Raw genomic sequence first — 19,521 nt, 5'->3', positions numbered from 1 at the left:
TTTATGGACATTATAACTTTTTTCTTATAATTAATACTGTCAGACTTAGACAGTTACAAGCTTTAATTTTTTGGCACGAAAATCATATTATGACTTGTAAATCATTAATTATTAACACCTTTCTGGAGTAAAAATAACAAAATAAACATTTCAAAAGCAACGCAAATTATCTTAATTTTCGGGCCGGTTTCTTTTACTTCTGAAGACACAAATATTCATCAAAAACATTAAAAAACAGCCATCATGATTAAAATCGAAAAGCTTTCAAAAATTTTTAGAACCGAAGAAGTAGAAACCAGAGCATTAAGCGAAATTTCATTAAAAATCAACCAAGGTGATTTTGTCTCGATCATGGGACCGTCTGGAAGCGGCAAATCGACATTATTAAATATTATCGGATTACTGGACAGCGCTTCTGGCGGCAGTTATAAATTACTCGATCAGGAAATGGCCGGCGCAAAAGAAAAAGTGAAGTCAAAAGCCCGAAAAGAAAACATTGGTTTCATTTTTCAAAATTTTAATTTAATTGATGAATTATCTGTTTTTGATAATATCGAATTACCTCTTATTTATAATCATGTTCCCGCATCAGACCGAAAAAAGAAAGTCAACGAAATTGCTGCTAAACTTGGAATTTCGCATCGATTAAAACATTTTCCGCAGCAGCTTTCGGGCGGACAGCAGCAGCGTGTCGCGGTAGCAAGAGCTTTAATAAACGATCCTAAAATTATTCTGGCCGATGAACCAACAGGAAATCTGGACAGTAAAAACGGAAACGAAGTAATGGAATTACTAACCGATCTGCATGCTAACGGTGCCACAATACTGATGGTGACCCACTCCGACTATGATGCTTCTTTTTCTCAGAAAACCATTTTGATGAAAGACGGCGTTGTTCTTTCTGAAAAACTGAATCATAGAAATGTAGACGTTTTGGTAACTTCTAAAAACTAGAACGATGCTTAAAAATTGGATCAACACGTTTTTTTATCACATCAAAAACAACAAACTATTTTCGATTCTGAATGTTTTAGGATTGTCTATCGGAATGGCAGCCTTGATTTTTGCGATTCTTTTCTGGAACGACGAACATGCTTATGATCAATGGAATCCAGAAAAAGATAAAATTTATTCGGTTCTAAATGACATCGGAAATCATAATATCTGGACCACAAATGCCGCCACAACGGGACCGATGCTCAAAGCCGTTTCTTCTGACGTAGAAAGTTATTGTTATTTCTACGCAGAATATGCCAAAGATGTTATTTCATACCAAGGCAAAAAAGAAATGTTCAATAAGATTTTTACCGCTCAAAGTAATTTTTTCTCATTTTTCCCTTATCCGTTTATTCATGGAAATCCTAAAACGGCCATTCAGGATTTAAACAGTATTGCATTGTCTGAAGAAACAGCTGAACGTTTATTTGGAACAGAAAATCCAATGGGAAAAATGGTAAAATACGACAACCAGATTTTTACTGTTCGAGGTGTTTACAGACTCAACGAGAAATCTTCTGTAATGCCACAGGCTGTTACATCACTAATTGAATACGACTTAAAACGTACAAAAGACCAATGGACTTATCACTACGGATTGGTTTTGAAAATAAAAAATCCAAATGCGGCACCAGCAGTCGTAAAAACGATGGACCGTATTTTCTTAGATAACTGCACTAAAGTGTATGCCAAACAAGAAGGTATAACAGTAAATGAATTTATAAAAAAATATGGCGAACCAGTAAAAACCAGTTTATTACCATTACCAGAAGCAAAACTTTACAAAGGAAGCCAGCCGTTTTCTGAACCTAACGAAAATTTGCAATACCTGCTTATTTTTATGGGACTGTCTCTATTAATTCTGGTTCTGTCTATTGTAAATTATATTAACCTGGCGACTGCCAATGCCATAAAAAGAGCGAAAGAGATTGGCGTACGAAAAATTTCTGGTGCAGGAAAACCTCAGATTATTGCGCAATTTGTTTTTGAAACGGCATTGATCGCATTTTTTTCGGCCTTATTGGCTTTGGTTTTTGTAGAAGTATTACTGCCTTATTACAACTCCTTTTTACAGAAAGACCTTCGTCTTATTGGAGCTCAATTTTACACCCAATTAATTGTAATAACGATTCTTATCATTTTGGTATCGGGAGTTTTACCCGCCATTTATGTTTCTAATTTTGAAGTTTTAAAAGTTTTAAAAGGAAATTTTTCCCGCAGTAAAAAAGGAATCTGGCTTCGCAACGGAATGCTGGTTTTACAATTTGCCATCGCTGTATTTTTTATCATTGGGTCTTTTATTGTTTATAAGCAGGTCAATTTTATGGCCGAAAAAGATTTAGGTTTTAAAGGCGCGCAAGTTTTGGATATTACTTTTAAGGCCCGAAAAGAAGGAACGCAATACGAGCGATACAAAACTATAAAACCACAAATTATGCAGCTAAAAGGTGTCGAAGGAGTTTCGACCGCTTTATTTGCAATGGGGTCTCAGGAAAATTCTTGGTCCAGCATTAACTATAAAAACATCAAACCTTTTTTGACACAAGAAATGGCAATGGATTTTGATATGCTGGACATGCTGGACATTAAACTTTTGAAAGGACGAAAATTAAGCCCTGCTTTCTCTTCAGATACTATTTCATCAGTTTTAATAAATGAAGAAACTGCAAAATTAATGGGCGAAAAAGATCCGTTAAACAAAACAATTATCTGGAGAGACGAAAAAGTGAAGATTGCAGGTGTAGTGAAAGACTTTCATTATTTCGGGTTTGAAAGCCGAATTTCGCCTATGATTTTCTTTTATGTCACTAAAATTAACGGCGTAAAAGACGACATCAGACATGTTTTTGTAAAAGTTGCTCCTCATGATATACCGCAGACCATAAGCAGTCTCAACAAATTATGGATCGAAAAAGTAGATTCTGAATATCCGTTTGAATACAATTTTGTGGATAAAAACTACGCGAAAAATTTTAAAAAATACGAGAATCAAAGAAACTTATTCGCTTTATTAAACATTCTCGTAATTATGATCGCGGTCTTCGGATTGTTTTCTTTGGCTTCTTTTTCTATGGAAAGACGATCAAAAGAAATTGCCATCAGAAAAACGCTTGGAGCAGAAACCAACATTCTACTCAAAGAATTGTCCAGACAGTATATTATTTTTTGCATCATAGGTTTTATAATCGGCATTATTCCAGCGTATATTTTATTGCAGAAATGGCTTGAGAATTTTGCTTTCAGGATTGATATTCCGGTGGTTCCTTTCGTCTTTGCATTCTTCTTTTTACTGTTTTTGACTTTAACAATTGTGTTGACAAAAGCCTATCAGGTAACCAAAATTGATGTTTTACGCTATTTAAAATACGAGTAAAAAACTTCATCTTCCATTTATTAACCTTACCGCCAAAAAATATGATCCTCAATTATATTCACATATTTATTTACAATTTAAAGCACAGTAAAGTTTTTTCGGCTTTAAACATTTCGGGATTAGCCATTGGAATTGCCGGAATCATTTTCGCTTTGCTTTACTGGAACGATGAACACAGCTTCAACAATTGGAATCCAGAAAAGGACAATGTTTACCAAGTTTTGGTTCAGTTAACCGATATGCCGGTAATGGCCGAACATCCTGTAAGTTTAAAACCTTATCTGGAAAATGATCCTAATGTGGCAAACATCGTTTTTGCCGACAGCTGGTATCAAAAAGACAAAGTTGTTTATAAAGAAAAAAAAGAGTTTGTCGATAAAATTATCAATGTCGAAAGTGATTTCTTTTCGCTGTTCCCTTTTAAAATTATAAAAGGAAACAGTTCTAAACCGCTTGAGAGCGAAAATAGTGTTGCCATTTCTGAAAATCTTGCACAGCGCCTTTTTGGAAGTAATAACCCGATCGGGCAGCAAATTAACTGCTTAAATGCGATTTGCACTGTAAATGCCATTTATAAAATTCCAGGCAATTCTTCTCTAGCACCCCATATTGTTCTTAGAAGAATGAAAGATTTAATGGATCCTAAAATTCAACACGGACTTTTTTCGTATAAAATTCTTGTAAAATTGAAAGATCCCTCAAAAGCAGAATTGACAAGACAATTGCTGGAGAAAGCATATTACAACGAAATTATTGTAGTCTATGCAAAACAAGCCGGTTTTACCAATCAGGAAATGGAAAAGAAAGTCGGGCATTTTAAGGTTTTTATGGAACCGCTTTCAGACGCAAGACTGCATTCTAGCATAGACGGTTATCCTGAGGGAAGAGGAAACTATCAATTTTTGGTAATCATGTTCGGATTGTCTGTTCTAATTCTGATTTTGTCCATCATCAATTACATCAATCTGGCGACTGCAAATGCTATAAAAAGAGCCAAAGAAGTGGGAGTCCGCAAAGTTTTGGGCGCTTCAAAAAGCGATATTGTTTTACAGTTTATTTTTGAAACCGTTTTAATAAGTTCTTTTTCGATTTTACTGGCTTTGGTGCTTGCAGAAGTTACGCTTCCGTTTTACAATAACTTTTTGGGCAAAAATTTAACGATGATTCAAGGTCAGTTTTACTTACAATTAATCCTGATTTTTATCGCGACTGTTTTGCTTGCAGGAATATTTCCGGCGCTGTATGTTGCTAATTTTGAAACTATAAATGTATTGAAAGGCAATTTTGAAAGAAGTAAAAACGGAATCTGGCTTCGAAACGGAATGCTGATTTTTCAATTTGCAATTGCCTCCTTTTTTATCATTGGTTCTAATATCGTTTACAAACAAATTCAATATTTAAGCAATAAAGATTTAGGTTTTAAAGGAAGTCAGGTCCTTGCCATCAATTTGAATTTCCCGCATAAATACTACGAAGGAGAAAATACGGGCGCAAAAATCTTTAATCGATACAATACTATAAAACAAGAACTAAGCAAAATAAAAGGTGTCGATAACGTTTCAACCGGAATCTTTTCATTTGATGGTTCAGACAATTCTTTAGATCCTGTATTATACAACGAAGTACTTTTTAAACAGCGTTCTATAGGCATAGATTATGGAATGTTGGATTTATTGAAAATAAAAATGCTGAAAGGAAGAGAAATTGATCCAAAATATGCATCCGATACTATAAACTCGGTAATGATAAATGAAACGTCTCAGAAATTAATGAATATAAAAGATCCTATTGGAAAAGAATTCTTAATGAGAGGACAGAAATTAAAAATTATTGGCATCGTAAAAGATTTTAATTTATTAAGCCCGGAAAGTGCCGTGCCTCCGATGGTCTTTTACCACATTAAAACCTTGGATTTAGGAGAAAATATGAATATGGTTTATGCAAAAATTAAACCCGAAAACATAGAAAATACAATTGCGGAAATCGAAAGTTTCTGGAAAACAAAAGTCGATGCTGAATATCCATTCAAATACGATTTTGTAGACAAACAATACGCGAGAACTTATGAAGTGTATACCAAACAAAAGAATTTGTTTTCGATTCTTAACATTGTCGTGATCCTGATTACCCTGTTCGGTTTATTCGCTTTAGCTTCTTATTCCATTCAAAGGAGAATGAAAGAAATCGCGATCAGAAAAACGCTGGGTGCAGAAACCAATGTTTTATTAAAAGAATTATCCAAACAGTATATTTTGTATTTTCTAATTGGTTTTTCGGTAGCAGTTTTACCAATCGTTTATTTCCTGACCAAATGGCTCGAAAATTTTGCTTTTAGAATTGACATCAGCATCATTCCGTTTATTGTCGGTTTTGTGATTTTACTATCCTTAACATTATTAATTGTCTTATCACGTGCTTATTTAGCAGCAAAAGCAGACATTCTAAAATACTTAAAATACGAATAAAAAATGTTGAATTAGTCAAAAGCGGAGCAAAGAATTAGTTTATTCTTTGTTCCGCTTCTTGTTTAATTCTATACTCAAACTCACTTATATAACAAAAGAAATACTACATTTGAAAGATTAAACCCAAAACGATTTACCGCAACCTTTTAGATTTAAATCAATGAGAAACCTTTTATCTCTTTTGCTTTTATTTGTCTTTCAATTCAATTTTTCACAGTTAAATACGATAGACAAAAATCGGCTTATTCCTCGAAACATTGATTTTAAAGGCTGCGTTAAAAACATAACCCTAACAGAGTATCAATTTAACAAAAGTGATTCTAAAGTTGATACCACTAAAATGATATCTCAAACGGTTTTTAGCAAAAAAGGCAAAGTAGCAATCGTAAAACTCTATCCTAAATTATTAAATGATTTCACCCGAATAATCGAACTCGATTCGCTTGAAAGGATTAAAACTGTTTTAGAAAAAAAAGAAGGTGCTTTCGAAATTTTTATCCGTCAATACTTTGGCTCCAAAACCGAATTTCCAGATTCTACCTTTATCAATAATGACAATTACAAAGAAAAATACGTTAATCATTTTAAAAATAATCTTGTAGTGAAACAAGAACATTTTGTAAATGATTCTCTTATCGATAACAGACTCTACAAATACAATAAACAAAACCAATTAACAGAAGAGCTGTATCTCAATCCCGAAAATCCTACTGGAGAAAGTGTTGTTTTCAAATCCGAAAATCAATTGTCTTTTTATCCCAACAGACAAGTAATTTACGAATATAAAAAAATAAAAGACACCCTTATTATTTCAAAAATACACCCAGACTACAATAATCAAGAAGTAATCAAAAAAATAAAGAAACCCAATTACACGCTGGAGATTACAGAGGAATATGATAAGAGTTTTTTACTAAAATCAAGATTCCTTTACACTGCCAAAGATTCTATTTCTGATATAACGTATTATTACAAAGGCAAAAAAGAAATTCGAGATTACTACAAAACTTTTACTACTCCAAAAACTATTACTTCAAAATGGAAAATGCAAGGGGACTCTAGTGATGAGGAGAAAAACAGCATTACCACAATTGATACCCTTTACGACGAACGTCATAACTGGATCAAAAAAACCTATACTTCCAATAACACCAGTACGTATATAAGAGAACGAAAAATAGAATATTATTGTGATTAAGCCCTCTTGAAAGCCCCAATTAAGGATTAACCATAATTTCATTAAATAAATGCCTCAACAAAGCAAATCTTTGCTAAATTCGTTTCAAATTCAAATTAACCTACTAATCCCAAATTAGTTTATGAAACATTTTTTACTTGCATCTCTTATGATGCTTTCTTGCTCTGTGTGGGCACAATCTGCAACCGGCTATTTTGACAAAGCCATGAAAAAAGCTGAAGCCGGCAATACAAAAGGTGCTATTGCAGATTACACCAAAGCCATAAGCATGAATTCTAAATTTGTAGAAGCCTATCAAAACAGAGGTGTCGCAAAACTTAAACTCAATGATCTAAAAGGTGCCCTTGCAGATTTTACCAAAACGATCGATTTAGACATCATGAATGCTGATGCTTTTACAGGCAGAGCCAATGTCAATTACAAACTTCAAAAGTATCAAGAAACTGTTGATGACTGCTCGGCATCTTTAGGGATAAATCCCAAAGATTATATTGCGTATAATTTGAGAGGTTTGGCGTATAATAAAATGGGCGACAAGAAGAAAGCTTGTCAAGATTTTACTAAAGCAATCGAATTAGGCAGCCAAAGCGCCGCAAAAAACAAAGCTACATTCTGTAAATAGCAAAAATCCAAAAAACACTTTTAGGAGCAATCTGCTAATTATCATAAGCAGATTGCTCTTTTTTTATCGAAACATTAAATTTTACGCAAAGAATAGCAATGTTTTAATATAAAAAATGCATTTTTACAAAACAAACCACTTAATCTGCTATCTTTTTAATGTAATTTTAAGGTTCCATTTAAGATTTTATTTTACTTTTGTTGACCATAATCGCAAAAAATGATAAACAACATTAAAACTGTTTTCAGTATTAAAGACCTTGAGAACTTATCAGGAATAAAAGCGCATACCATCCGTATTTGGGAAAAGAGATACAACATTCTTGAACCAATGCGAACAGACACCAACATTAGACTTTACAACCTTCAGAATCTGCAAAAACTACTCAATATCACGTTATTGCACGAATACGGTTATAAGATTTCTAAAATAGCAACCTATCATGAGGACAAAATTCCGCAGCTGGTTCGCGAAATTATTTCTAAGAAAAATTCTCAAAACTACGCCATCACCTCTTTCAAAATGGCCATGATGAATTTTGATCAGGAGTTGTTTTTCAATACTTTCGATTGGCTGATCTCCGAAAAGACTTTTAAAGAAGTTTTTAAAGAGCATTTTTTACCTCTTTTAAAAGAACTCGGATTGTTATGGCAGTCTGAAACGATCACCCCGGCAAATGAGCATTTTATGAGCCACTTGATCAAACAAAAAATATTGATTTATACCGAAAGTCTTCAAATTAGAAAACCGAGCAGAACAGATCGCATTTTTGTTCTATCACTCCCTCTAAATGAAATTCACCAAATCGGTTTGTTATACCTGCAATACGAAATTCTGGATAAAGGTTACAAAACCATTTATTTAGGAGAAAGCATGCCAATTGAAAACCTGCAGGACTTAACCAAACATTTTGAAAACATTACGTTTGTTTCTTTTATGACAATTCAGCCCGACAGAAGTGTCATCAATCAATATGTGAAATCTATGGGACAAAAATTACTTCAAAAAAATAACGAAATCTGGCTGATGGGAAAAATGGTAGAACACATCGATCAGAAGGTTTTATCAGACAGAATCAGAATTTTTGACTCGATGGAGGAAACTATTAACATGATCTAATTTTATTTTGTTTAAAGTTTTTCTATATTTGTTAAACAAATGAGAAAAACTGTCGCAATACTAGGTTCTGGCTTTTCTTCTTTAGCCGCCGCTTGTTACCTTGCTCAGCAAGGAAACGATGTTACTATTTACGAAAAAAACGAAACTATTGGCGGCCGTGCCAGACAGTTTAAAGAAGATGGCTTTACCTTTGACATGGGACCAAGCTGGTATTGGATGCCCGATGTTTTTGACCGTTTCTTTGCTGACTTCAACAAAAAAACAGCCTCTTACTATGAGCTTATAAAACTCAATCCTGCCTATCGCGTTTACTTTGGCGCAGATGATTTTATTGCCATTTACGACAATCTTGAAGAAATAAAAGCAACTTTTGAAAGTATCGAAAAAGGAAGCGGTAAAAAACTGCAAAAATTTATCGACAGCGCCAAAAGCAACTATGATATTGCGATTAAAGACCTGGTTTATCGCCCTGGAATTTCTCCGTTAGAATTGGTCACGCCCAAAACAATTTTAAAACTCAATCAGTTTTTGGGATCTGTAAGCCAAGATATCCGAAAAGAGTTCAAAAATGAAAAACTAATTCAGATTCTCGAATTTCCTGTTTTATTTTTAGGTGCCAAACCAACCAAAACGCCTTCTTTTTATAATTTTATGAATTATGCCGATTTCGGTCTCGGAACCTGGCATCCTAAAACCGGAATGTTCGACGTCGTTCTCGGAATTCAAAAACTGGCTCTGGAACTTGGCGTAAAAATCAAAACCAATGCTGCCATTGACAAAATAGTTGTAGAAAATAAAACCGCTGTCGGAATAATTTCAAACAAAGAATTTATTCCTGCCGACATTATTCTAAGCGGCGCCGATTATCAGCATACCGAAACCTTGTTAGAAAAAGAACACCGTGCCTATTCTGAAAAATATTGGCAAAGCAGAGTTTTTGCGCCTTCTTCGCTCCTATTCTTTTTAGGTTTCAATAAAAAAATAGCAGACATTTCGCATCACGCTTTGTTCTTTGATACCGATTTTAACCAGCATGCGGTTGATATTTATGATAAACCTAAATGGCCTGACGAACCATTATTCTATGCTAATTTTCCATCCAAGACAGATCAAACCGCTGCTCCTGACGGAATGGAATCTGGTTTTTTCTTAATTCCGCTCGCACCAGGAATCAACGATTCTGAGGAACTTAGAGAAGCATATTTCAACAAGATCATTTCCCGTTTTGAAAAAATCACCAAACAAGAAATAAAAAGCAGTATTATTTTTAAAAAATCATTCTGTAAAAACGATTTTGTAAACGACTATAACGCCTGCAAAGGCAACGCATACGGAATGGCCAATACGCTATTGCAAACGGCTTTTCTGCGTCCTAAACTAAAAAGTAAAAAAGTTCGTAATTTATATTTTACAGGACAATTGACCGTTCCTGGCCCGGGTGTTCCTCCCGCTTTAATTTCTGGAAAACTAGCAGCAGAGTTAATTCAAAAATCATTAAAAGCTAAAAAATGAAATCAATTTTCGACACCGTTTCTTTCAAATGCAGTAAGCTGGTCACACAACATTACAGCACTTCATTTTCCTTAGCTGTCAAAATGCTCTCGCCAAGTATTCGCGAAGCCATTTACAGCATTTACGGATTTGTACGTCTGGCAGACGAAATTGTAGACTCTTTTCATGATTTTGACAAAGAAACACTGCTCAACGATTTTGAAAGTGAATATTACAAAGCAATAAATAGTGATATCAGCCTAAACCCCATTCTTAATTCGTTTCAGCAGACTGTAAAGCAATATAATATTACCGACGATTTAATTCAGGCTTTTTTAAAAAGTATGAAACTCGATCTTAGCAAATCGACCTACAATACCCAGACAGAGTACGAAGACTACATCTACGGCTCGGCAGATGTTGTCGGTCTTATGTGTTTAAAAGTCTTTGTAAAAGGAAATCAGCAAAAATACGAACAGCTTCAATTTGAAGCTATGAAATTAGGTTCGGCTTTTCAGAAAGTAAATTTTCTTCGTGATTTGAAAGACGATAACTTACTCCTAAACCGAAACTATTTTCCGGGAGTTGATCTCAATAATTTTACTGAACAATCTAAAAATACGATCATAAACGAAATCGAAGAAGATTTTAATATTGCGTTCGAAGGAATTATCAAACTTCCGATAGAAGCAAAATTTGGCGTTTATACGGCTTATGTCTATTATAAAAAATTACTAAAAAAACTAAAAAACACACCGTATTACGAAATCGGAAATTCGAGAATCAGAGTTTCTAATTATACAAAAGCAGGGCTTTTGGCACAGAGTTTTGTGACTTACAAACTGAAGTTGGTTTAAAAAAGACACCAAATTGCAAGGGTTGTAAGCTTCAACAAAAAACACCTTTTCAGATTTGTTTTTTTCAATCAAAAACCAACCTATTAAATTTTTAAATCCTAACTTTAATATTAAACAAAATATAAAATGATTTCATTTTTGATCTTTATAAGTGTTTTTTTATTCATGGAATGCATCACTTGGCTTACGCACAAATACATCATGCATGGATTTATGTGGTATTTCCACGCCGATCATCATCAGCCCAAATACGAGCATGTTTTTGAGCGCAACGATATTTTCTTTGTTATTTTTGCCACTCCAAGTATTACGTTATTTTATTTTGGCGTTCAGGGCGGTTTCAATTACTTATTTTTCATAGCCTGCGGCATCACACTTTATGGATTCTGCTACTTTTTAATTCACGATGTTTTAATTCATCAACGGTTTAAATGGTTTAAAAACACCAAAAACAAATACCTCATCGGTTTGCGAAAAGCACACAAAATGCACCATAAACATCTCGGGAAAGAAAAAGGAGAATGCTTCGGAATGTTATTCGTTCCTTTCAAATATTATAAAATGTAAAATACCAAAGCTGTTTGTTCATTTTCTCTCAGATTGAGCAGATTCAAATTTGTGAAAGTCAAAAGTTTTACAGCGATTTTCACAAATTAGAAATGGAGATTAAGAAATCGGAATTTACAATTCGCTATTATGAAATTATACAAAATAGAAACCGTACAATACATCAATTCTACAATAGAAGAATGCTGGGATTTTTTCTCCAGTCCAAAGAATCTTCAAACGATAACTTTGGACAATATGAGTTTCGAGATTCAGGATTTTGACGAAAAAAGAATGTATCCTGGACAAATTATTACCTACACTTTAAAACCATTGCTGGGAATTAAAGTTTCTTGGGTAACCGAAATTACATCCGTCAAAGACAATGATTATTTTATCGATGTACAGCTTTTTGGTCCTTATAAATTATGGCATCACAAACATTTTTTTGAACAAACAGAAAACGGAATCAAAATGACAGATGTCGTTCATTACAGCCTGCCATTTGGTTTTCTCGGAAGAATCATGAATAAATTAGTGGTAGCAGACAAACTCAAAGCCATCTTTGACTATAGACGCAATAAGATTGACGAATTATTTAATTCTAAAAATACAGCTGTATAATTTTTCGCTGCAGATTACACAGATTAAAAGATCTAATTTCTTTGCTCCAATTTAAATTGAAAGAACAGTTTGTGGAAATTTATGGAATTCGTCAAACAATTTTTCATTCTAAAAAATCTGTAAATCTGCAACAAGAAACAATAGCCAACACATAATTAATGACAAAACAAAAAGCAACATTTTTCTGGTTCAGACGTGATTTGCGTTTAGACGATAACTTCGGATTATTCAATGCCTTACATTCCGATTTTCCTGTAATTCCGTTATTTATTTTTGATGAAGACATTCTCGACAATCTTCCAAAAAACGACGCCAGAGTTAATTTTATCTACGATTCACTTCACAAAATAAATGAAGAACTCCAAAAAAAGGATTCTTCCCTCTTAATCAAAAAGGGAAAACCGATTGAAGTCTGGAAATTCCTGCTGGAAGAATACGATATTCAAAAAGTATTCTTCAATAAAGATTACGAACCATTTGCCATAAAACGCGATTTGGCAGTTGCTGCACTATTAAAACAAAATAATATCGAAGCACTTTATTTTAAAGATCACGTAATTTTTGAAGAAAAAGAAATCACAAAAGCAGACGGACTTCCGTATACGGTTTACACACCTTACAAAAATAAATGGCTTGAAAAATACCATTTGCTCGGCATAGAAGAATACGAATTAGAACCATTATTTTCTAATTTCGCTAAAATTACTTTTAACTTTCCCGAACTTTCAGAAATTGGTTTTGAAAGAAGTTCGATAAAAGTTTTGCCGCACAATTTAAGCCAGATCAGCAATTACAAAGAAACACGTGATTTTCCAGCTTTAGACAGCACTTCTTATCTTTCGCCGCATTTGCGTTTTGGAACCGTAAGCATTCGAAAACTGGTAAATTGGGCAGACAGAAAAAATCAGACTTTTTTGAGCGAGTTGATCTGGCGTGAATTCTTTATCCAGATTTTATTTAGTTTCCCAAAAGTTGTCCATCATAATTTCAAATCCAATTACGACGGCATCCAGTGGCGCAATAACGAAGACGATTTTAAACGCTGGTGCGAAGGAAAAACAGGTTACCCGATGGTCGATGCCGGAATGCGCCAGTTAAACGAAACGGGCTATATGCACAATCGGGTTAGAATGGTTGTGGCAAGTTTTCTGTGCAAGCATCTTCTCATCAATTGGCAATGGGGCGAAGCTTATTTTGCAGAAAAATTATTAGATTTTGAACTGGCCTCTAACGTAGGAAACTGGCAATGGGCTGCTGGAACGGGCTGTGATGCGGCGCCGTATTTCAGGGTTTTCAATCCCGAAATCCAACAAAAGAAATTTGACGAAAAAGGACAATACATCCGAAAATGGATTCCCGAATTTGATTTTGGTTACAGCGAACCGATGATCGATCATGCATTTGCCAGAGATCGTGCGATTGCGACCTATAAAGCGGGAATAATTAAATAAAATTGTAAATCTAAAATTGTGTTTTTACCAAAAGCCATTCACATTTTAACCCAAACTCCGGCAGATTTATAAAAAAGATTTTTTGATGTTTCTATGTCTAATCTAAGAACCAAAAACTCAAAAACAAAAAAATCCAAATTCTAATTTTACAATTGGAATTTGGATTTTTAAAAATTTGGAATTTCTTATAATTAGTATTTCAAATAATTATCGACTACAATAGTTGCTTTTAAATCAAACATCAAATTATACAATCCGAAAAAAGTTCTGTTCATGTAAATAAAATGTTTGGAACCACGGTTTCCGTTCATTTTTCTGAGAGCAGTATCATTCGAAAAGCGCTCTCCTAATTTACCGATACTGTCAAAAAAAGTCTCGTCTGAAAAATCGAATGTCTCATTTTGAAAAGGCTTTGTAAAGAGCGATAACAAATCATGAAACATGGCAGTGAAATATTCTATTTCAGAAGGTGTATCATCAGGACGAAGGATTTCTAATTCAAACAGTTTTTCGTTGAACAGGTTCGGATCTGTAATGACATTTTTATTGATTAACTCAAAATACGGCGTGTAAAAATCTTGTGGAATCTTTTTCATACAGCCAAAATCCAGCGCAATCAGATTATTGTTTTCGTCTACCAAAAAGTTTCCTGGATGCGGATCGGCGTGAACTTTCTTCAAAACATGAATTTGATACATATAAAAATCCCAAAGCGCCTGACCCAATTGATCCCCAACCGCTTTATCTGTATTAATTGCAGTAAACTCCGAAAGATGAATACCGCTCATCCAATCCATCGTGATAATTTTTTCTGATGAAAACTCTGGATAATAATTCGGAAAAGTGATATTTTCTATTTTACTGCAGGCATCAACAACTTCCTGGCTTTGCTGCAGCTCTAGTAAATAGTTTGTTTCTTCAATTAATTTATCTTCTACTTCCTTAAAATATTTATCAGAATCTTTTCCCTGCAAATTAAACATTCGAATTGCAATTGGTTTTACAAAAGCCAAATCTGATGAAATACTGTTGGCAACTCCCGGGTACTGAATTTTTACGGCTAGTTTTTTTCCGTTTTTCTCAGCCAGATGCACCTGACCAATACTCGCCGCATTTACAGAATTCGGATTGAATTCGTCAAAGATTTCATAAGGTGTTTTACCCAAATTGCTTTTAAATGTTTTTAAAACCAAAGGCGCAGAAAGCGGCGGAACAGAAAACTGCGAAAGCGAAAATTTCTCTACATACGCCTGCGGTAAAAAGTTTTTGTCCATACTCAGCATCTGCGCTACTTTTAAAGCGCTGCCTTTTAGGCTTTTTAAACCGTCATAAATATCTTCTGCATTATTTTCGTTTAATTTATCGCGGCTTAAATCTGGATTAACCACTTTTTCAGCATAATGCTTTATGTAGTTGACCCCAATTTTTGCGCCTGTCTGAACCAGTTTTCCGGCTCTTTCTATTTTTGAAGTTGGAATGTAGTCTATCGTTTTCATTGTCTGCTGTACACTTTTTCTTTAAACAAAAATTTCCCCAAATCAATCAAATGATTCAGCGGTGCTACATTCATCAATTCGAAAGAAGCATTTACTGATTTTTCGATAAAAATATCTGTTTTCTCAAAGGCTGGAGAGGCATCGTCAATCCAAAATTTCAGCGTCAGCATTAACTGAACCCAAGCGGATTCTTTAATTGCTTTTTCTTGAAATTGCTGTAATTTTTCTTGTTCTAGTCGGTAATCATCGGTCAGAATTTCCGCAACATAATCTTTAAAACTTTCGCGCAGTAAAGTCAGCTGTGTTAAATTCTTAATCGGATTTCTACTTATTTTCAAAACCTCAACAACATAACTTCTGTTGGCAGTTAATACTTCGAAGAAAGTAAAATAGAAACTCAGCATTTTATTCTTCATATCGTACTGCTGATATTCTTCGTTTTTGTGAAGAAGATCGACCGTATTGGTAAAAAACATTCTGAAAATCTCTTTCTCCAAACCTTCCAAAGTTCCAAAATAGTGATAAAATTCGGCTTCCTCAAAATCATTTTCTTTAGCAAAATGATAAACCGATTTAGGCTTTTGCCCCTTCTCTAAAACTTCTTCCATGTATTTAGAAACAATATCTTCTTTACTGATATTCTCATTATTAGCTGCCATTTTGATTAAATTTAGAATTTGCCATAAAGGTAAGCAATGTTTAAGTACCTTTACTTATCCCTAAACAAAACGCGCTGTTAAATAAATTATAAACTATGTCCAAAAATGTCTTATTAACAGGAGGAACGGGATTCATCGGCAGTCATTTAATTGAAATGCTTTTGGAGAATGGATACAATGTTTCTGTTTTAAGCCGTTCTTCCAAGAAAAACAATCCTCAGGTAACCTACTATCAATGGAATTTAAAACAAAATCTTATTGACGAAGAAGCTGTTTTAAAGGCCGATTATATTATTCATTTAGCTGGAGAAGGTATTGTAGAAAAACGCTGGACTTCGAGACGAAAAAAAGCAATCGTAGAAAGCCGCGTAAAGCCTATCGAACTAATTCATTCTATTTTAGTAAAACACAATAAGACTTTAGATGCTTTTGTTTCTGCTTCGGGTATTGGAATTTACGGAGCCAAAACCGATCATAAAATTTGTAACGAAAATACGCCTCCTGCCAATGATTTTCTAGGAACAACCTGCCAGAAATGGGAAAACGCGGTGGATACAATCGGTGCATTGAATATTAGAACGGTGAAAGTGAGAACTGGAATCGTATTTGGCAAAGACGAAGGTTTTATAAAAAAACTGGCTCCGACTTTTAAATCTGGTTTTGGTGCCGTCCTCGGTTCCGGAAAACAATATCTTCCTTGGATTTACATAGACGATTTATGCCGGATTTATCTAAAAACAATCGCTGATGAAAAACTAGAAGGCCCTTACAATGCCTGCGTAACCGATAATACCACCAATTCGCGATTTTCTAAAACATTTGCCAACTTATTTGGCTATACAATCTGGCTTCCTAAAATCCCTCCTTTTTTTCTACGCTTTTTATTAGGCGAAATGAGCGAAGCGGTCTTAAAGGGACAACGCGTTTCTTCTGAAAAAATTCAGGAAACAGGATTTCAATTTCAATTTACTGACTTAGAAAAAACCTTAATTAACTGCATAAAATAGTGGCCATTAGCACGGATTACAAATCCGCGCTAACTCAAACTAACTCAAATCCGCGCTAACTCACTCAAATCCGCGCTAACTCAAATCCGCGTTGACAAATCCGCGCTAACAACGTTTATTTTAAAGTCAGCAGCATTTCTTCGGTGCGCACTATAGCCGTTAATTCTGTATTGGCGGTCTTAGAAATTTTGGCCGCAATCGGATTGGGAATCTGAATGTCAAAATCAGAAACAGCGATCGGAAAATCGGAGATTATCTGAATTCCGTCGGCTACTTTTTTAATAAAGGCGTTTACTGTAATTTCTCTCGACTTTCCTTTTAAGCTTAGTCTGCCTTTTATCTGGTATTCTTTTTCAATTTCATTGATATCCTTCAAATCAAATTTCTGAATTTTTCCTTTAAAAACAGCTTTAGGATAACGATCGCTGTGCATGTAATTTTCGTTAAAATGCTGCTGCATCATATCGAGTTTGAATTGAAAATCTTTGATGACAACCGTGCAGATAAAAGTGCTGGTTTTAGGCTCTAAAAAAATAACGACTTGTCTGTTTACCGCTTTTATTTCTTCAAAAAAAGGAACAGATGCTTCAAAATTTACGGTGCCGGCAGTGGTAAAAAACTTGTCTTGCGCTAAGACTGAAAAGGCGGTAAAAAATAAAATAAATAATGTAGTTGTTTTCATAATCGTCTGCATTTAACAATTATGTCATTCGATTTTTCTTCATTCAAGAGAAACGAAAAAATTAAGATTTCAGGTTAATTTAAAAAAATCAAACGGCAGTACTCCGTGAATATCAGTTCGTTGAACGTCATACTTAAAGTTACGTTTTTTTCATGAAGATAGTTGCTGTCTTTTCCTAAATATTTGTGAATATTTTTGAAGCAAAATCTCAGATGTAAAAGGCAAAGTGAAGGATTTAAAATTTTGCTTTTTTTGTCTAAAACATGAATTGCCTCCAGCTTTAGATGGAGGTTATAAATTCAAAAAAACAATGGCTTTAGCCAAACTATTATAGTTCGGCTAAAGCCATTTATATCTAATTTTTAAGACCTCCAGCTAAAGCTGAAGGCAATTCATATAATATAGATTTACAAATTGTATGATTAATATCTAAATTTTATGATTACGAATCTGCAATTACTTTATGAAGAAAAAAATTACTCTTTTACTTCTGTACAGATTTCAATTAAAAATCCGTTTAAGTCTCTTATATAGGCTACAATTTGTCCCCAAGGTTTTTCTACAGGTTCAGATACGATAACAGCCCCAAAAGTGGTGGCTTTTTGCAGCATTTCTGGAACATTTTCTGTTATAAAACCAATTTCTATGGCAAAAGGTTTGTCTTCTAGACTGCTCTCTATAAAACCCTCTTTTAGATTTTGAGCCGCTAGTTTTTTTGATGCAAAAGACAAAGTAGTTTCTCCAGTAATTAATTCTCCGTAATCATTGTCGGGAGAAACAAATTTTCTTGAAAAACCGAAAGCATTCTCGTAAAACGCAATCGACTCTTCTACATCTTCAACGTATAATATGGTATATCCGAATTTTATCATTTTCTAAAATATTAAAGTTTATGATCTTAAAGATAAAAATTTATCTGTAATTTTCTCTCAAAATATCGACGGCTATGAGATCAAGTTCTTGCTCTTTTTCCTCTGATGTTGGAAAAGAAGCAATTCGGTTTATTTCTTTTAGAAGAATCGGGTTGGTTGTTTTTAAAATGAGATTCTGCAAAATCCAATATTTCCAAACACCATCATTTCCATTTAAAACTTCCAAAATTTCTGGAGTTATTTGATCTACTAAAGGTCTTAAAATTTCTAAAATCGAACGCGCAACAGGCCAATTACAATCCTGAAGCCATTCTAACAAATCGGGAACAATGGGCTGAATTTGGTTAAACGAAAGCTGTTTTAATTTTTCTATACCACTTTCGTCACATACATTTTTAGGAATTAAGGCTCTAACATTCATTTTGTTTTTTTAGCTAATCTCTAGTAAAACATTGTATTTCTCTAAACTTGCCAAATCTTCAATCGAGTTGATATTCGTTAGTTTTTCATGTTCTTCCACCTCTTTTCGAACCTCAATATGTTTTATTGCTTTTCTAAAACGGCGTACTTCTTGCAAATTCGATAAAATCAGTCCTGGAACCTGCACGCTTTTGCCTTCTTTATCTTTGGCAACCATTGTAAAATAAGATGAATTGCAATGTTTTATCACGCCGGTTTGAATATTTTCTGCTTCAACACGAATACCGACAATCATAGAACTTCTCCCTACGTAATTTACAGAAGCTTTCATGGTTACCAATTCGCCGACTTCGATAGGTTTTAAAAAATTGACTGTATCCACCGAAGCTGTTACGCAATAATTACCACTGAATTTTGATGCCGAAGCAAAGGCAATCTGATCTAATAACTGCAAAATATATCCTCCGTGAATTTTACCGCTAAAGTTGGTATGCGACGGAAGCATTAATTCTGAAATGCTGATTTTTGAGGAAGAAACGGGTTTGAAATCTGTAGTCATGTTTTGTTTGTTTTTGGTATTTGATTTTTACCATATAAGGCATATCAGAAAATTAAGTTTGAATTAAATGAACTTAAATGCCT

The 19,521-nt window shown here is 34.1% G+C and carries 18 protein-coding genes; 12 read left to right on the top strand and 6 right to left on the bottom strand.

The window, feature by feature from the left end; all coding sequences use genetic code 11:
• Positions 1–243 precede the first annotated feature (243 nt).
• The 11 genes from C4F50_RS24215 (at position 244) to C4F50_RS24165 (ending at position 13,743) form a co-directional block, all read left to right on the top strand.
• Entirely contained in the window at positions 244–954 is a 711-nt protein-coding gene (locus tag C4F50_RS24215; protein WP_194141200.1) for an ABC transporter ATP-binding protein, read from the top strand.
• Between the two features lie 4 nt (positions 955–958).
• Positions 959–3,370, top strand: coding sequence for an ABC transporter permease (locus C4F50_RS24210; RefSeq protein WP_194141199.1), 2,412 nt, complete (start codon positions 959–961; stop codon positions 3,368–3,370).
• A gap of 41 nt (positions 3,371–3,411) precedes the next feature.
• On the top strand, positions 3,412–5,835 hold the full coding sequence (locus C4F50_RS24205) for an ABC transporter permease (RefSeq protein ID WP_194141198.1): 2,424 nt from the start codon (positions 3,412–3,414) through the stop codon (positions 5,833–5,835).
• A 160-nt stretch (positions 5,836–5,995) separates the two neighbouring features.
• Complete coding sequence (locus C4F50_RS24200; RefSeq protein WP_194141197.1) at positions 5,996–7,033, top strand: hypothetical protein; 1,038 nt, start codon at positions 5,996–5,998, stop codon at positions 7,031–7,033.
• 121 nt (positions 7,034–7,154) lie between these two features.
• Positions 7,155–7,655 (top strand): tetratricopeptide repeat protein, encoded by a 501-nt coding sequence (locus tag C4F50_RS24195; RefSeq protein ID WP_228012128.1) that lies wholly within the window; start codon positions 7,155–7,157, stop codon positions 7,653–7,655.
• Positions 7,656–7,874: 219 nt separating this feature from the next.
• Positions 7,875–8,774: a MerR family transcriptional regulator gene (locus C4F50_RS24190; RefSeq protein WP_194141196.1), complete on the top strand. Its 900-nt coding sequence runs from the start codon at positions 7,875–7,877 to the stop codon at positions 8,772–8,774.
• Positions 8,775–8,813: 39 nt separating this feature from the next.
• Positions 8,814–10,286: a phytoene desaturase family protein gene (locus C4F50_RS24185; protein WP_194141195.1), complete on the top strand. Its 1,473-nt coding sequence runs from the start codon at positions 8,814–8,816 to the stop codon at positions 10,284–10,286.
• Positions 10,283–11,122, top strand: coding sequence for a phytoene/squalene synthase family protein (locus C4F50_RS24180; RefSeq protein ID WP_194141194.1), 840 nt, complete (start codon positions 10,283–10,285; stop codon positions 11,120–11,122). The genes C4F50_RS24185 and C4F50_RS24180 overlap by 4 nt, the downstream gene beginning before the upstream one ends.
• Before the next feature lie 126 nt (positions 11,123–11,248).
• Entirely contained in the window at positions 11,249–11,689 is a 441-nt protein-coding gene (locus C4F50_RS24175) for a sterol desaturase family protein (RefSeq protein WP_194141193.1), read from the top strand.
• A 129-nt stretch (positions 11,690–11,818) separates the two neighbouring features.
• Complete coding sequence (locus C4F50_RS24170) at positions 11,819–12,292, top strand: SRPBCC family protein (protein ID WP_194141192.1); 474 nt, start codon at positions 11,819–11,821, stop codon at positions 12,290–12,292.
• A 158-nt stretch (positions 12,293–12,450) separates the two neighbouring features.
• Positions 12,451–13,743, top strand: coding sequence for a cryptochrome/photolyase family protein (locus C4F50_RS24165; RefSeq protein WP_194141191.1), 1,293 nt, complete (start codon positions 12,451–12,453; stop codon positions 13,741–13,743).
• 191 nt (positions 13,744–13,934) lie between these two features.
• Here the strand turns inward: C4F50_RS24165 and C4F50_RS24160 are convergent, their stop codons facing one another.
• Positions 13,935–15,239 (bottom strand): ABC1 kinase family protein, encoded by a 1,305-nt coding sequence (locus C4F50_RS24160; protein WP_194141190.1) that lies wholly within the window; start codon positions 15,237–15,239, stop codon positions 13,935–13,937.
• The gene (locus C4F50_RS24155) at positions 15,236–15,898 is read right to left on the bottom strand and encodes a TetR family transcriptional regulator C-terminal domain-containing protein (RefSeq protein ID WP_194141189.1); all 663 of its coding nucleotides are present in this window, start codon (positions 15,896–15,898) and stop codon (positions 15,236–15,238) included. The genes C4F50_RS24160 and C4F50_RS24155 overlap by 4 nt, the downstream gene beginning before the upstream one ends.
• 95 nt (positions 15,899–15,993) lie before the next feature.
• Here C4F50_RS24155 and C4F50_RS24150 point away from each other — a divergent pair, with 95 nt between their 5' ends.
• A complete protein-coding gene (locus C4F50_RS24150; RefSeq protein WP_194141188.1) occupies positions 15,994–16,905 on the top strand; it encodes a TIGR01777 family oxidoreductase in 912 nt (303 codons plus the stop codon).
• Positions 16,906–17,020: 115 nt separating this feature from the next.
• Here the strand turns inward: C4F50_RS24150 and C4F50_RS24145 are convergent, their stop codons facing one another.
• The 4 genes from C4F50_RS24145 to C4F50_RS24130 all read right to left on the bottom strand — a co-directional run bounded on the left by C4F50_RS24145 (position 17,021) and on the right by C4F50_RS24130 (position 19,438).
• Positions 17,021–17,587, bottom strand: a complete 567-nt coding sequence (locus C4F50_RS24145) for a YceI family protein (RefSeq protein WP_194141187.1) — start codon at positions 17,585–17,587, stop codon at positions 17,021–17,023.
• Positions 17,588–18,063: 476 nt separating this feature from the next.
• Positions 18,064–18,459 carry a VOC family protein gene (locus tag C4F50_RS24140; RefSeq protein ID WP_194141186.1) on the bottom strand — a complete coding sequence of 132 codons (396 nt, stop codon included), beginning with the start codon at positions 18,457–18,459 and terminating at the stop codon, positions 18,064–18,066.
• Between the two features lie 40 nt (positions 18,460–18,499).
• Positions 18,500–18,880 carry a DUF5071 domain-containing protein gene (locus C4F50_RS24135; RefSeq protein WP_194141185.1) on the bottom strand — a complete coding sequence of 127 codons (381 nt, stop codon included), beginning with the start codon at positions 18,878–18,880 and terminating at the stop codon, positions 18,500–18,502.
• A gap of 9 nt (positions 18,881–18,889) precedes the next feature.
• Positions 18,890–19,438, bottom strand: a complete 549-nt coding sequence (locus tag C4F50_RS24130) for an acyl-CoA thioesterase (protein WP_194141184.1) — start codon at positions 19,436–19,438, stop codon at positions 18,890–18,892.
• Positions 19,439–19,521 lie beyond the last annotated feature (83 nt).

Source organism: Flavobacterium hungaricum, assembly GCF_015182285.1.
GTDB lineage: Bacteria > Bacteroidota > Bacteroidia > Flavobacteriales > Flavobacteriaceae > Flavobacterium > Flavobacterium hungaricum.
The sequence above is the reverse complement of the archived record's forward strand: the minus strand, read 5'-3'. Positions and strand labels throughout refer to the sequence as shown.